Below are 14,941 nucleotides of genomic sequence, written 5' to 3' on the forward strand. Positions count from 1 at the left end.
TTAATTTCAACCAGGGTCATTTACTTCCGAAAAATCCAAATTTGAATTTGAAGTCTAACAAAACGCTGTAAATCATTGCAATTTGGAGGGCTACTCCTGTGACAGCATCCTCACCCCTTATCGGTGGAATTACCGCCAAATCTCCTGATAATCTTTCTTTAACCTTTCCTCTCAAACATACCGAAGTCTTCGCCCGAATTTCCGGTAACTTATCTCGGGTTGAAGTTAAACAAAGTTTTGAAAACCCTCTAACCCAACCGATGGAAGCGGTTTACACTTTTCCGTTACCGGATGAAGCCGCAGTCGATCAAATGGAGATTAAAATTGGCGATCGCATTATCAAAGGCGATATCAAAAAACGAGAAGAAGCCCAACAAATTTATCAAACCGCAAAACAGCAAGGACGAACCGCAGGATTACTTGAACAGCAGCGAGATAATATCTTTACCCAATCTTTAGCCAATATCAAACCGGGCGAAGAAATTGAAGTGATTATTCGCTATACCGACAGCCTAAAATTTGAAAAAGGGGATTATGAATTTGTTTTTCCGATGGTTGTCGGTCCCCGCTATATTCCCGGTGAAAAAATCGATCAAAGCGGGGATACAGACCAAGTTCCCGACGCTTCTAAAATTACCCCGCCCGTCGTTCCACCCGGAACCCGTTCGGGTCAAGATATCGGCGTAACTGTTGAAATTAATGCGGGTTTACCCATTTCCCAAGTTCGTTCGACTTCCCATCAAATTAATATCACAGAAAGCGGAGAAATTGTTACCGTTAAACTTGACAACGAAGACACAATCCCCAACAAAGATTTAATTCTCCGCTATCAAGTTTCTGGAGACAATACCCAAGCAACGGTATTAACCCAAAGCGACGAACGGGGCGGACATTTTGCTTTGTATTTCATTCCCGCCATCGAGTACAAAACCGATGAAATTGTCGCCAAAGATGTTCTGTTTTTGATGGATACATCCGGTTCGCAACAGGGCGATCCGTTGCGTAAATCTCAAGAGTTAATGCGGCGGTTTATTAACGGGTTAAATCCAAATGACACCTTTAACATTATGGATTTTTCCAATACCACCCGCAAACTTTCAGAAACGCCGTTAGCCAACACTCCTGAAAACCGCAACCTAGCTATCCATTATGTTAATCGACTGCAAGCCAACGGCGGAACGGAACTGCTGAACGGGATTTTAGAAGTGTTAAAATTCCCCGAACTTACCGGGCGGTTGCGGAGTATTGTGCTGTTAACCGATGGGTATATTGGGAACGAAAACGCTGTTTTATCTGAAGTTCAAGACAACTTAAAACCGGGAAACCGCCTGTACAGTTTTGGCGTGGGAAGTTCGGTGAATCGGTTTTTAATTAACCGCATAGCCGAACTCGGTCGGGGAATTTCTCGGGTTGTTCGTCAGGATGAACCGACTCAAGAAGTCGCCGAAAAGTTCTTCCGACAAATTAACAACCCCGTTTTAACTGATATTAATATTCAGTGGGAAGGTAGCGGAGAAACCCCGGAAATTTACCCCGAAATTGCCCCCGATTTATTTGCCGAACAGCCTTTGGTATTGTTCGGGCGAAAAGTTGATTCTGCGGAGGGTAATTTAAAAGTTACCGGAAAAATTGCCAATGGCAACCCCTACGAACAAACCTTTTTAATTGATTTCTCAAATTCGGGAAATGTAGCCATCGCCCAATTGTGGGGACGCCAACGCATTAAACACCTGACGAATCAGATGTTAAGTTACGAGACAAAATCGAATGTAGAAGCCGTTACAGACACCGCTTTAACCTATCAATTGTTATCGCAATACACGGCGTTTGTAGCGGTTAGCGATGACGTTCGAGTTGACACAAACCAGCAGAACATTTCTGTTGAAGTTCCCCTAGAAATACCGGAAGGTGTTAGTTATCTGAGTATGCCGGCGAAAGCTGCTTATGCCCCCGGTTTCAAGGTCTATGGAAGCCCGAGGACGAATGGCTCGGGCTTCTTCAATTGATGACGATGATTTAGAATTTGCGGAGCTTTCATTGCGTTGTTTTGCACCTGAAAGCATTAGTTATGAGCAGCGTTCATTCGGTCTTTCTTCTGCAATTGAAATAACAGAAACTACGGGATTAGATAAAGTTGGAATTGAGTTGTTAAAACAGCACTTAGCAACCTTAGAAATTTCGGGCGAGTTTCAAGGTGAATTGTTGTTTGAACTGCAAGTTAAAGACGGACGTGTTAAGCAAATTGTAGTTGATGAAAAAGCGTCTACCCTGAATGACAAAGCGGTAATAAAGCTAATTCGTCAACGCTTGCAAACCTGGAAAGTTCCGAGTTCAGCCAGCGAACAAATCGTTATCAAATTGCGGATTAATTCCTAAGTTCGTAGTTGCGCTGTTGTTGGGCTTTAGCACCATATAATATAGGGGCTGAAGCCCAACAACGAACTTTTTTTAGGAGTGCGCTTTAGCGCTATATAATATAGGGGCTGAAGCCCAACAACAAGCGATTAGTTTGTAGTTGCGCTTTAGCGCTATATAATATAGGGGCTGAAGCCCAACAACGAACTTTTTTTAGGAGTGCGCTTTAGCGCTATATAATATAGGGGCTGAAGCCCAACAACGAACTTTTTTTAGGAGTGCATCCGGCGTTCAATGGCATTGAAATAACAGTCTTTCATTTCAACAACCCCCATTTCAACCAACGTTAACCCATCCCCCGCCAAAATTTTCAGCGGCGCCGAACCTCCTTCAACCTTCCCCAAACTGTGCCAAAATTCCCCCTTTTCCCCCAACTGTTCTCGAAGATAATTTTCCCAATTTGTTTGTTGTTCAGAACTAACGGAAACCAAAATTCTCGCCCCACCTTCCGCAAACAAAATCCTATCCCAACGGCGCTGCAAAAGCGAATCTATTCCCAAATTAATCGTCGCTCCTTTCTCCCCATTAATACAACATTCCGCCAACGCAATGGTTAATCCGCCCTCTGCACAATCATGGGCGGAATTTACCCAATTTTGACGAATTCCTTCCCGACAAACCCCTTGAACTTTCCGTTCTAAATTATAATCAACTTCGGGAGGTTTTCCGGCAACAATATGATGAATTTGAGCCAAATATTCCGAAGCGCCCAAACCCAATCTAGCATCTTTTTCTGTTTCTTCCGCTTCAAACTGACCCAATCCCAACAGATAAATAATATCGCCTTCATTTTGCCAAGCCAACCCACAAACCCGGCGAATATCATCAACTAACCCCACCATTCCAATAACAGGAGTCGGATAAATAGCCTGAGGATTTCCCTGAGAATCCAACGTTTCATTATACAGAGAAACATTCCCCCCCGTTACGGGTGTTGAAAACTCTTTACAAGCCTCAGAAATACCCCGACAAGCTTCTGCTAACTGCCAATATCCCACAGGTTTTTCGGGACTGCCAAAATTCAAATTATCCGTAACAGCAACCGGTTCGGCACCGACACAACTTAAATTTCTCGCCGCCTCCGCAACCACCGCTTTCGCCCCTTCGTAGGGATTCAAATAAACGTAACGAGAATTACAATCAACCGTAGCCGCAACCCCCCGCATATAATCAACCGGGGTTTTATTTTCTATTGTTTGATTCTCCGTTAGTTGACTCTCAAAATAGTTCACCGGACGCAACCGAACCACCGCCGCATCTCCGCCTCCGGGTAGAATAATCGTGTTATTTTGAACTTGATGGTCATATTGTCGATACACCCAACGTTTAGAAGCTATACTCGGCGTATCTAACAGTTTGAGTAAAATTTCATTCCAAGTTTTAAAAGTATTTTTAACGTTAATTCCCGAAACCGTGCAGGGCTGCAATAAATCCTCCGTCCATTCCCAAGCTTTGCGGGCATATTCGGGAGGTTCAGCTAACAGTTCCCGGTGATAAATTGGCGTGTTATCCGCCAAAGCCGTCGCCGGAATTTCTGCGGCAATTTCCCCTTTAAATAATATTCTGACAATCGATTCTTCGATAACCGTTCCCGCCACAACCGCTTGCAGTCCCCAACGATGAAAAATATCAATTAACTCCTGTTCCCGCCCTTTTTCCCCTACAAATAACATCCGTTCTTGAGACTCAGATAACAAATATTCGTAAGGCACCATTCCCGTTTCCCGAACCGGAATTTTATCTAAGTCTAATTCAATTCCAACGCCCCCTTTCGCCGCCATTTCCGCAGTCGAACAGGTAATCCCCGCCGCCCCCATATCCTGGGCCGCCACCACCGCCCCGGTTTTGAACGCCTCCAAACAGGCTTCAACCAAAGATTTCTCTAAAAACGGATCGCCAACCTGGACCGCCGGACGGTCTTCTATTGACTCATCACTCAGTTCGGCACTAGCAAAACTGGCCCCACCCATGCCATCCCGTCCGGTTGTCGAACCCACGTACAGCACGGGATTGCCGACCCCAGAAGCCCCCGATTTGACAATTTCCGACGTTTCCATCAAACCGATCGCCATCGCGTTTACGAGGGGATTTCCGGCGTATGCTTTGTCAAAATACACCTCACCTCCTACAGTCGGGACACCGAAACAGTTGCCGTAGTGGGCAATTCCCGAAACCACGCCGTTAAACAGGGTTCGGGTGCGGCTATCATCGAGGGAACCGAACCGCAGCGAGTTCAACACGGCGATGGGACGCGCCCCCATTGTGAAAATATCTCGCAAAATTCCCCCGACTCCGGTCGCAGCGCCCTGGAACGGTTCAACCGCCGAGGGGTGGTTGTGGGATTCGATTTTAAACGCCAGTTGTAGGCCGTCTCCGAAGTCTACCACGCCGGCATTTTCGCCGGGACCGACTAAAATGCGATCGCCTGTGGTGGGAAACTGTTTTAATAGGGGACGGGAGTTTTTGTAGCAGCAGTGTTCGCTCCACATTACCCCAAACATACCTAATTCCGCCTTGTTGGGGTGGCGTCCGAGGCGGTTAACGATTTCTTGGTATTCGTCGGGTTTGATGCCTTCGTCGGCAATTTCTTCGGGGGGAAACGGGCAGGGGGTGGAGGTAGACATTTCACGGCGATCGCATCACAGCAGAATTATTTTACCGACATTTGGGCAACAGTTGAGCCAATAAAGTTAAAAATTCCCTAAACTTCCCGTCTGGGCGCATTGCCATGCGCCCCTACTTTGCGGCTTAAAAAGATAAAATGAATTGGATTAGGATGATGGATTTTTAGGGGAATAACCGACTCTAAATCAAAGTCAACATTATCGATAAAATCACTATTTTGATGGGCGGATACAAACTGAACACATTTTCCCGAAATTTAGCCAAAAAAGTCTAAAAAACCCTGTTATTCACAGAAACCCTGTTTTGGGGTTTTACCTTGCCTTTTGCCCGCACTCACAGTTAACTTTAATTTTGTCCGACTCCTGATTTTTTAGATTTCCTGAAATTCATCAAAATTAACAGAACTTTAATAATAAATCTAGGATGGTGAGCGAAAGTTACTAAATCCTATGATAGAACTGATTTAGGTCTGCTAGATCGGCATCACAACCCATCAAGTTTTTTGGATCAATTTATGGTTTTAAATTTAGATTGCAGTGAGCAACAAGGTCAATATCGCTACAACCCGGACAGTTTGAAGACGGGCGGGCCGGCACGCATATTTCCCCATGCCGGAGAAGATGGAGTTCTGCGTTATATTTTAACCGAACTCCGCCTGAATTTGACCAATAAGGGTCAGGTTTCCCAACCGTTCAGCATGATTTTAGAACAGTTAGAAAAAAGCTTGGCAGCACTTGAAGAAGGTTGGTCTACATTAACGACTTTTCTGGCAGATGTAGAGTTTTTACACGATGGATTGTTGAATTTTAATCTACCACCTAACGAACAGTTTAATAGTGATTTTATTAAACTCCGTAAGGAAATGGCAGAAGCGTTGAGGGCTGCTATTAACGCCGCAGAAGAAGTTCAGCGAGAAAATTCCTCATCTCAGCTTTCGCCGACAGAACAGGCCAAACGTCAAAGACAGAAGTTCTACGAAGTGCTGGAAAAGAAAGGACGCTCCCGCCCCCAAGTTAGCCTCATTCACGAACGAGAAGGGGGGTTAAGCGATCGCGAATTTGTCCGTCAGCGCTTGGCCGGACCGAACCCGATGATCTTGCGTCGCCTGCAACAACCCGAGAAAACAGTCCTAGAAAGTTGGGCATCATCCCCATCCTATCAATTGGCTAATGGGGAATCGGTGGATTTGGTGAATGCGGCATCAGCCAATCGCCTGTTTATCGCCGATTATCCCCTTTTAGACAGACTGACGGCGGCAGATTTGCAAGTTGATCGGTATATTCCCAATCCCAAAGCATTATTTTACAATACCGGGCGGAAACTGGAACCAATTTTGATTCAGTTGGAACCGGGCGGCAAAATCTTTACCCCCGCAACTTCGGCAGATGCCGATGAATGGATGCGGGCCAAACTCTATTTTCAGGTGGCAGATATTACCCACCACGAACTGATCGATCACCTCTGTTACACCCACCTGGCGATGGAAGCCTTTACCATTGCCACCTCCCGACAACTCCCATCCAACCACCCCTTCTATCGCCTGATCAAGCCCCACTTTCGGTTTTTATTGGCGATCAATACTCGGGGCAATGGTATTCTTTTGGGCGAGGGTGCGGCGATTGATGATCTCATGGCGCCGACGAGACAAGTATCGTTAGATCTGATCAACAAAGCTTATCGTCAGCGGCCCTTCTCAGATTATGCCCTCCCCAAGGATATTAACAACCGGGAGATGAGTTCGGAGTTTCTGGCTGAGTTTCCCTATCGCGACGACGCCCTACTGTTGTGGAATGCCATCGCCAAATATGTCAGTGCTTACTTACAGCGATACTACTCCAATGACCAAGCGGTTCAGAAAGACCGTTACCTGCAAGCGTGGGCGGCGGAGTTGGGCGCCCCGTTAAGCACTCGTCAAAGAGCGGAATTTCCTGAACAACCCGGCTGGTTGCCCTCGGAAGTGGCGGCGATGGTGGGTTTAGAAATAGAGTCCCTGCCGGAGTTTCCCCGGGTTCCCGGCTTTTCGGCTCAAATTACCACACTGCAACAGTTGATCGACATTGCCACCCAAATTATCTTTACCTCCGGCCCCCAACACGCCGCAGTGAACTTCAATCAGTTTGACTACGCCGGCTATGTACCCAATTTTCCTTTTGCCGCCCACGCCCGACCCGATATTAAGGCTTCTATTGAGGAGATGCTACCCTCTCCAGAAAAGGATTTAGAGCAGATGAAGATTACTTTTGCTCTGAGTGGAATATTTTTTGGAGAACTGGGCCGTTCCGATTTAATGGGATTTGTCGAAGACGGCGATCGCAAAATTCTTGCTAATTTCCAGGCCGAACTGTTGGAAATAGAGAAAGAAATTAAAACTCGAAATCAGCGGCGTCTTTCCGACGACGGCGTAGAATATCCTTACCTGCTTCCTTCCCAAATTCCCAATAGTATCAACATTTAGCGATCGCCAAGGATTTATCAAACAGTTTGAGTTTGTAGTTGTGCTAGCCGAACACCAATTTTAAAGTACCCGGCCTAGCACAATTACTGAGGAAAAGTTTCTTGACCGTTGGGTTCTTGGGGAGAGACTTGATTGAGTTCGCGCCGTCGATCAGATATCGTTTTATAGACTAAATTTCGAGCGCGGTTCGCTCCTCCCAAAGGTTGATGAGCCTCCAAACTGTGCCAGGGATTGTAAGAAAGATGTTCGCAGAATTCCATCTGTTCATCGGAGTCAAAAGTCTGGGGTGGAATTTTAATGGTAGCCACTTTAATAAAAGGCGAATCCCACTCAATAGTCGGATCTTCGATGGGCATTTTCACCGGATCGGTTTGCAACTGTACCAAAAAATCAAAGCGAACTTCTTGGGTTTTCAAATGTTCAACCATCGCCTCTCGAAGGTAGTTTTCAGACTCGGGAATCGTTGGATTTTCGGGGGCGGGAGAAGTGGGTTTTGCAGAATATTTCATCGCCTGGGAACCCAACTTATAGGGCGTTGTACTCCAATATTGAACGAGAAGCGGATTGACTATTTTATTACTTTGAATCGCCCGGATAATTTTAAATTCCGTAAGCCGCCATTTAAAAGGATTTAGACTCGGAAAGAAAAACTTCAACGGTGCTTTCCCCGGAGATTGTTTGATCACATTAAAGAAATCCACATAGTCAGGGATATTGCGAATAAAAAACACCGGATGATTGATCATCAAAAAGTCTTGGGTGTGCTTTTCATCATCCAACAACTTTTTCCCTTCCACGCCCATCAGTTTAACCGTCATTCCCCGACCATCGCCTTTGGTATCGGGCTGTTCGGCATTCCCGGAAGCGTTAGAAAAACGAATCCAAGCCGGGAAAGTCGCGGGTTCTTTAAAAACACCAACCCTGAGATTTTCCGGTAAGTTAGACTCAACAATAAATTCCGCTTTCACACAACCGTGATGCTTGGCGTGTTGTCCCCGCCGAACCGGTTCTTGATCGGTTTTCAGACCCGCTTCTATAATAGCAGTCATGTTTGCGATCGCTTCTGCTTCACCAGGGGCGGGATATTCTTGGCCAATTTCTAAAGGTTTTGCTGAACTCGGCATAAATTCCTCCGAATCAATTGAAGTTTAGGCGGATTATCTTTGCTATCATTGCAACGACAGCAACCGCCTCCTATTCATCCTTTACGCTTCAATAACGGCGATCCAGTTAAAAACTCCCTAAATTCACGGCGATCGCATTACAGTAGATTTATTTTACCGATATTTGGGCAACAGTTCACCCAATAAAGTTAAAAAATCCTAAATTTCCCCGTAGGGGCGTTCTTGCTGACGTTCTCTCTTGGGTGTTATTTTATAAAGTAAAAAAAGTATTATAGGGCTGTTTTATGCTGGAGAGGGATTCATTCTTTTTCGAGCGCCGGCTGTTGGATATCGACCTTCATTGATTAACAATTGTCGTTCTAAAATGCGGTCTGCTTCATTAAATCCCAAAATTCTCGCTGTGACTTCTCCTATCGGTGTTATTGGTTCAATTCTTGCCCCCTGAAGTTGAAAATGATTGTTCCATCTATCAGTTCTTGGATTAAAAAATATCACCAATTCACCGGTTTGCCGAGAAATAGAACCCAGGTCGCTTCCTTTATTCCGATTGCAATATACACAAGCAAATGCAAGATTATTCGCTTCTGTTGCCCCTCCATGCTTAATGCTAATGATATGGTCAACTTGACATCCTAAAAACGTATCGCCTTCAGAAATTAGGCAATATTCACACAATAAATCTGCACGATTCGCTATTTTGTCCCGAAGTTTATCACTAATATAGGGGCGCGACATTTCTCAAATTGCTATTACTATTGATTAATATATTGGTACGCTTTTGCTTTGATTAACCGCATTAAATGTTCCAACTGCAAAAATCGATCTAATTCCGACTTTTCTTCTATCGATAATCCCGTCGTTTTTTCTCGTTCAATTAAGTCTACAACCCTTTCTTTAACTGCTTGTGAAGCTTGAAAGGATATGATTTGTTGAGGTGTTGCTCCCGATGCGATCAAATCGATCATTTCTTCAGAAGCGTCAGAAATTGCGATCGGCTTACTCATAGTCAGATCTGAAATAATCTGGAAAAATTAATTATAACATTGGTTGTTGAGTTGCGCCTGCTAACTCGGCTTCGGTCAGGGCTTCTAATTCGTTGAAATTGAAGTTTGAACCAATCATAAACTCTATGCGATCGCATTACAGCAGATTGATTTTACCGATATTTGGGGAACAGTTGACTCAATAAAATTAAAAAATCCCAAATTTACCGTCTGGGCGCATTGCCATGCGCCCCTACTTTGTGGCTTGAAAATATAAAATAAATGGGATTAGGATAATGTATCTTTGTAGCCCAAAAAACTCATTGTTAAAATACAAAAAATTAAAAGAACTTATCGGAATTTGGCAAAATGATTTAGAACTTGACGAAATCTTCGCGTAAATCAATCATCAGCGTTACTCGGATTACAACAAAAATAGGGGCAAAAAGCCCCCATCTGGTCAATGAAAAAACTCGATAACTTACCGATCTACCGAACCCATAATGATATCGATACTTCCCAAAATCGCAACGATATCAGCCACTTTTGTACCTTTTACGATGTCGGGGAAAATTTGTAAATTGCAGAAATCAGCCGCCCGAATTTTGAAGCGCCAGGGGAAAACATTATCATCGCCAACGATATAAATTCCCAGTTCACCTTTACCGCTTTCAACGCGAACATAATGTTCACCGGAGGGAATCTTAAACGTGGGGGCAATTTTCTTCCCAATAAACTGATACTCAAAATCGTTCCATTCCGACTTCGGCCCTTCCATCATCCGTTTCGCTTCCAGGTTCTCGTAGGGGCCGCCAGGGAGTCCATCTAGGGCTTGATAAAGAATTTTAACCGATTCGCGCATTTCCCGAATTCGGACCAAATACCGGGCCATACAGTCGCCTGCGGTTTCCCAATGAACCTCCCAGTCAAAATCATCGTAACATTCGTAATGGTCAACCTTCCGCAAATCCCACTTAACGCCGGACGCCCGCAACATCGGACCGGATAAACCCCAATTGAGGGCCTGTTCGCGAGTAATGGTCCCCAACCCTTCAATCCGACGCCGGAAAATGGGATTATTGGTAATTAGACGTTCGTACTCATCAACTTTTGGGATAAAATAATCGCAAAAATCCCGACATTTATCCACCCAACCATAGGGTAAGTCAGCCGCAACGCCACCGATGCGGAAATAGTTGTTATTAACTAACCGATAACCGGTTGCAGCTTCCCAGAGGTCGTAAATCATTTCCCGTTCGCGGAAAATGTAGAAAAAGGGTGTTTGGGCGCCAACATCGGCGAGGAACGGGCCAAGCCATAGCAGGTGGTTGGCGATGCGGTTCAACTCCAACATGATGACGCGAATATAACTCGCCCGTTTGGGAACTTCAATATCGGCGAGTTTCTCGGGTGCGTTGACGACAACCGCTTCGTTGAACATTCCCGCCGCGTAGTCCCAACGGCTAACGTAGGGAACATACATAATATTGGTGCGGCTTTCGGCGATTTTTTCCATTCCCCGATGCAAATAGCCGATAACGGGTTCGCAGTCTACCACGTCTTCCCCGTCGAGGGTAACAATTAACCGCAGTACCCCGTGCATTGAGGGGTGGTGTGGCCCCATATTGATGACCATCGGTTCGGTGCGGGTTTCTATTCGACTCATCGGTGTTTGCCTCTCAAGTTCAATGTTTCTGGTATTGTAAAAGTAAGCAATACAACAAATGTATAGCGTTTGTTGATTTTGGTTTTGTCTTCCTTGTCATTATAAGGACTTTTTACAGTTCACAGTCACCAGTTAACACCTGACCAGTGATGTAGGGGCGGGCCTCGGCGCTCAATCTCTGTCTTCCCAGAAACAATCGATATAAACGCCCCGGTGTTCAGGTAGGGGCGGGTTCTCAATCAAGCTAGAATTCTAACCAATAACATTAATAAACCCGCCCTTTCCCATTTCTCAGGGTTGGGGTGGGCTAGGGTAAAATATAGGTTTCCACAGTCACCCGTTTCGGGGTTCAAGGCGGGTTTAGATCGGTAATTGATGAGAGAGATACATCTTGACAGAACCCGCCCCCTACACCAATTTCCAACACCTAACTCCTAATTTTCTATGCCCGAGTTGAATTTAACGGAATTAACGGCTAATTTTGTTCATGTTCCCGTACTGAGTCGAGAATTAATTGCGGGGTTGTCTGTGGTGGCGGGGGGTCACTATTTGGATGCGACGGTTGGCGGTGGGGGTCACAGTCTTTTGATTTTACAGGCGGCGCCGGATGTGCGTTTGACGGCGATTGATCAAGATGAGGAGGCGATCGCCGTCGCCAAAGCTAGATTAACAGAAATTGAACCGAGTTTTGCCGATCGCCTTGAATTTTGGCGGGGAAATTTTGCCGACTATCAACCCCAAAGCGTGGAGTTTGATGGAATTATCGCGGATTTAGGCGTCAATTCCTATCAACTCGATACGCCAACCCGGGGATTTAGTTTTCGCCACAGCGCCCCGTTGGATATGCGAATGAATCAGCAACAATCGTTGAGCGCTGCTGATATTATTAATAGTTGGGATGAAGTGGAATTAGCCGATATCTTTTTTGATTACGGCGAAGAACGATTATCCCGTCGCATTGCTCGGCGCCTTGTCCAACGGCGTCCGTTTGAGACAACCACTCAACTGGCTGATGTCGTCGCCTCTTGTTACCCTCCTAAATCTCGTTATGGTCGCATTCATCCGGCGACTCGGGTGTTTCAGGCCCTCAGAATTGCTGTTAACCAAGAATTAACAGCTTTGGAAACGTTTTTATCTCGTTCGCCCCAATGGTTAAAATTGGGGGGTAGAATTGGAGTGATTAGTTTTCACAGTTTAGAAGATCGGCGAGTTAAACAAAGTTTTAAAAGTGATTCGGGTTTGCAGGTGTTAACCAAAAAGCCCATTCAAGCGCAAGCCGACGAAATTGCTGATAATCCTCGCGCTCGATCTGCTAAACTCAGACTGGCCGAACGTATAACGATCGCATGACTCACCCGTAAATTCTATTTGGATTGAGCAATATTAATCTTATTGATAAGCAAGTGTCTAGAAAACGGCAAAAGATGTACAGAGCTAATTCATTGATTTGGGAGTAACCAATCGCATGAGTCGGGGAGAACAATCCAAGCTGAAACTAATGGTAGTTGATGACGAACCCGATAACTTGGATTTGTTGTACCGGACGTTTCGGCGTGAGTTTAGAGTTTATAAAGCAGATAGCGCCCTGAAAGCTTTGGAAATTCTCCAGCAAGAGGGGGAGATGGCGATTATTATCTCAGATCAACGAATGCCGGAAATGAACGGTACCGAGTTTTTAAGTCAGACGGTTGAACGTTTTCCGGATACCATTCGGATTTTGTTAACGGGATATACGGATGTTGAAGATTTGGTCGAAGCGATCAACTCCGGTCAGGTGTTTAAGTATATCACCAAGCCTTGGGGTCCCGAAGCGCTCAAATCGGTGGTTCAGCAAGCCTCAGAAACCTATAAGTTCTCAAAACAACGTACCCTTTCGCTACGTCGCGCCCTGCGTCGAGAGTCTCTTTACAATGATGTAATGAGCGCTCTGCGAGAGTCGCTGGACTATTCGAGTATGCTGCAAACGATTGTTCAAACCATCGGAGAAACGTTTCAGGCCAAAGCCTGTTACATTCGAGCGGTTGAGGATGGACATCTGGCGACCGAAGTGTTTTCCCATAAACCAACAGAGGTCGAGTGTCAAGAGTGGGTATCTGAGAGTGAGTCGTTAATGCAGGCGGTGATCGAAACTCGTGAAACTAAAATTTTGCAAACTCGTGATGAAAATGATCTGATTCAGATTATTATTCCTCTGAGCTATCAGTTTAATCTGTTGGCGGTGTTGGCTTTGTGTCAGCATACAGATGCCGATGCTTGGTCGGATGATGAGATTAAACTGTTGGAACTCGTCAGCGAACAGGCGGCTTTGGCGTTGTCTCAAGCGAGGTTGTATCAGCGGACTGTGCAACTAGCCGAACAGATGCGCTCGGAACTGGAAGTAGCCCGTCAAATTCAAGGGAATTTACTCCGACAAAGTTGGCCGGATTTACAAAGCGTTAAGGTGCAGGCCTGTTGTTATCCGGCGCGAGAAGTGGGAGGCGATTTTTTTGAGGTTTACGTTCATTCTCAGGGTGATGTTTGGGTGGCTTTAGGAGATGTGTCTGGTAAAGGGGTTCCTGCGGCTTTGTTTATGGCGAGCGCCATGTCGGTGATTCGTCGTGAACTGTCTCAAGAAATCTCCCCGGACCCGGAACAGGTGATGCACAATCTTAATCGGATTTTGGCCGACGATCTCATTAGCAATAATCATTTTATTACAATGGTTTTGGCTCGTTATACTCCCACGACTGGAGAGTTAATTTATGCGAATGCCGGACATATTTATCCGCTCGTTTGGTCTCAGAAAATGCTGCTCGAACAACAGAGCGATGCTGATTCGGCCATTGGGGTAGAACCCAATTTTCTCAAAGCCCGAGGTATTCCTTTGGGGATTCTCCCGGCTTGGCGAGGTAAAATTGGAAATTTGAAACTGTCTGCTGGAGATGTGTTTCTACTCACCAGTGATGGGATTACAGAAGCGACGGTTGTTCAACCGGGTAGTGATGAAAGTCCAACCCGAACTATGCTTCATCAAGATGGATTATGGAAGTTGATCATGGAGCAAAAGGGATCTTTGAATTTGGAGGATTTACTGGCATCTGTGCGGGAATCCAATTCGATTCAGGAAGATGACCAAACTATACTGGCGCTGGAGGTCTTATTCACCGATGAAAACTGAACTTCATGTGCCGAGTGATATTCGATTTTTAACGGTCGTCGAAAATTGGCTGTTGAGTAGTTTGGAGGTGGAGTTGGGTAATCATGTTGATTGGCCCCGTCAATCCAATCGCTTTCGGTTGGTCCTGGCTGAAGCCTACTCTAACGTGATTCGTCATGCTCACAAAGATCAGCCCGATCTGCCGATTATTATCCGTCTGGAATTGCAGGAGCGCGATATCGCCCTGGAAGTTTGGGATTCGGGGACGGGTTATGAAATGGAAGAATACACCCCTCCTAACCCGGAAGACCGACAAGAAAGCGGTTATGGTTGGTTAATTATGAATCGGCTGATGGATCGAGTTGACTACTGTTTGCAGATTGATGGTCAAAACCGTTTGCGTTTAGAAGTCAGTCTCGGAGAAAAATCCGATGAGTCTAAACCTCTCCAAGCTTGAAGATGGATCGGCTTTTCTGACGAAACCCTAAACCGTTATGCTGTCATTTTCTTAACAAAAGTTAACAAAAATCGGCTCAT

General features: G+C 45.4%; 11 protein-coding genes. 6 read left to right on the forward strand and 5 right to left on the reverse strand.

Features of this window, described 5'->3' with window-relative positions:
* The first annotated feature begins 98 nt into the window (after nucleotides 1-98).
* Both ACL6C3_RS30305 and ACL6C3_RS30310 read left to right on the forward strand, forming a co-directional pair.
* Entirely contained in the window at nucleotides 99-2,006 is a 1,908-nt protein-coding gene (locus tag ACL6C3_RS30305; RefSeq protein ID WP_413163837.1) for a VIT domain-containing protein, read from the forward strand.
* Nucleotides 1,984-2,376 carry an after-VIT domain-containing protein gene (locus ACL6C3_RS30310; RefSeq protein ID WP_413163838.1) on the forward strand — a complete coding sequence of 131 codons (393 nt, stop codon included), beginning with the start codon at nucleotides 1,984-1,986 and terminating at the stop codon, nucleotides 2,374-2,376. The genes ACL6C3_RS30305 and ACL6C3_RS30310 overlap by 23 nt, the downstream gene beginning before the upstream one ends.
* Nucleotides 2,377-2,627: 251 nt before the next feature.
* On the opposite strand, the gene purL is transcribed toward ACL6C3_RS30310, so the two are convergent.
* The gene (purL, locus tag ACL6C3_RS30315; protein ID WP_413163840.1) at nucleotides 2,628-5,039 is read right to left on the reverse strand and encodes a phosphoribosylformylglycinamidine synthase subunit PurL; all 2,412 of its coding nucleotides are present in this window, start codon (nucleotides 5,037-5,039) and stop codon (nucleotides 2,628-2,630) included.
* 515 nt (nucleotides 5,040-5,554) lie between these two features.
* Here purL and ACL6C3_RS30320 point away from each other — a divergent pair.
* A complete protein-coding gene (locus ACL6C3_RS30320; RefSeq protein WP_413163841.1) occupies nucleotides 5,555-7,495 on the forward strand; it encodes a lipoxygenase family protein in 1,941 nt (646 codons plus the stop codon).
* 83 nt (nucleotides 7,496-7,578) lie between these two features.
* On the opposite strand, the gene ACL6C3_RS30325 is transcribed toward ACL6C3_RS30320, so the two are convergent.
* From ACL6C3_RS30325 to ACL6C3_RS30340, 4 genes are all read right to left on the reverse strand, one after another.
* Complete coding sequence (locus ACL6C3_RS30325) at nucleotides 7,579-8,619, reverse strand: catalase family protein (protein WP_413163842.1); 1,041 nt, start codon at nucleotides 8,617-8,619, stop codon at nucleotides 7,579-7,581.
* Nucleotides 8,620-8,901: 282 nt separating this feature from the next.
* Entirely contained in the window at nucleotides 8,902-9,354 is a 453-nt protein-coding gene (locus ACL6C3_RS30330) for an HNH endonuclease (RefSeq protein ID WP_413163843.1), read from the reverse strand.
* A gap of 17 nt (nucleotides 9,355-9,371) precedes the next feature.
* Entirely contained in the window at nucleotides 9,372-9,623 is a 252-nt protein-coding gene (locus ACL6C3_RS30335) for a hypothetical protein (RefSeq protein WP_413163844.1), read from the reverse strand.
* Between the two features lie 460 nt (nucleotides 9,624-10,083).
* Nucleotides 10,084-11,268 (reverse strand): NAD(P)H-quinone oxidoreductase subunit H, encoded by a 1,185-nt coding sequence (locus tag ACL6C3_RS30340; protein ID WP_413163846.1) that lies wholly within the window; start codon nucleotides 11,266-11,268, stop codon nucleotides 10,084-10,086.
* Between the two features lie 444 nt (nucleotides 11,269-11,712).
* On the opposite strand from ACL6C3_RS30340, the gene rsmH reads away from it, so the two are divergent.
* The 3 genes from rsmH (at nucleotide 11,713) to ACL6C3_RS30355 (ending at nucleotide 14,861) form a co-directional block, all read left to right on the forward strand.
* Nucleotides 11,713-12,618 (forward strand): 16S rRNA (cytosine(1402)-N(4))-methyltransferase RsmH, encoded by a 906-nt coding sequence (gene rsmH / locus ACL6C3_RS30345; RefSeq protein ID WP_413163847.1) that lies wholly within the window; start codon nucleotides 11,713-11,715, stop codon nucleotides 12,616-12,618.
* 115 nt (nucleotides 12,619-12,733) lie between these two features.
* Nucleotides 12,734-14,425, forward strand: a complete 1,692-nt coding sequence (locus ACL6C3_RS30350; protein ID WP_413163848.1) for a SpoIIE family protein phosphatase — start codon at nucleotides 12,734-12,736, stop codon at nucleotides 14,423-14,425.
* On the forward strand, nucleotides 14,415-14,861 hold the full coding sequence (locus tag ACL6C3_RS30355; RefSeq protein ID WP_413163850.1) for an ATP-binding protein: 447 nt from the start codon (nucleotides 14,415-14,417) through the stop codon (nucleotides 14,859-14,861). The genes ACL6C3_RS30350 and ACL6C3_RS30355 overlap by 11 nt, the downstream gene beginning before the upstream one ends.
* Nucleotides 14,862-14,941 lie beyond the last annotated feature (80 nt).

The organism is Capilliphycus salinus ALCB114379 (genome assembly GCF_047276495.1).
GTDB lineage: Bacteria > Cyanobacteriota > Cyanobacteriia > Cyanobacteriales > Microcoleaceae > Capilliphycus > Capilliphycus salinus.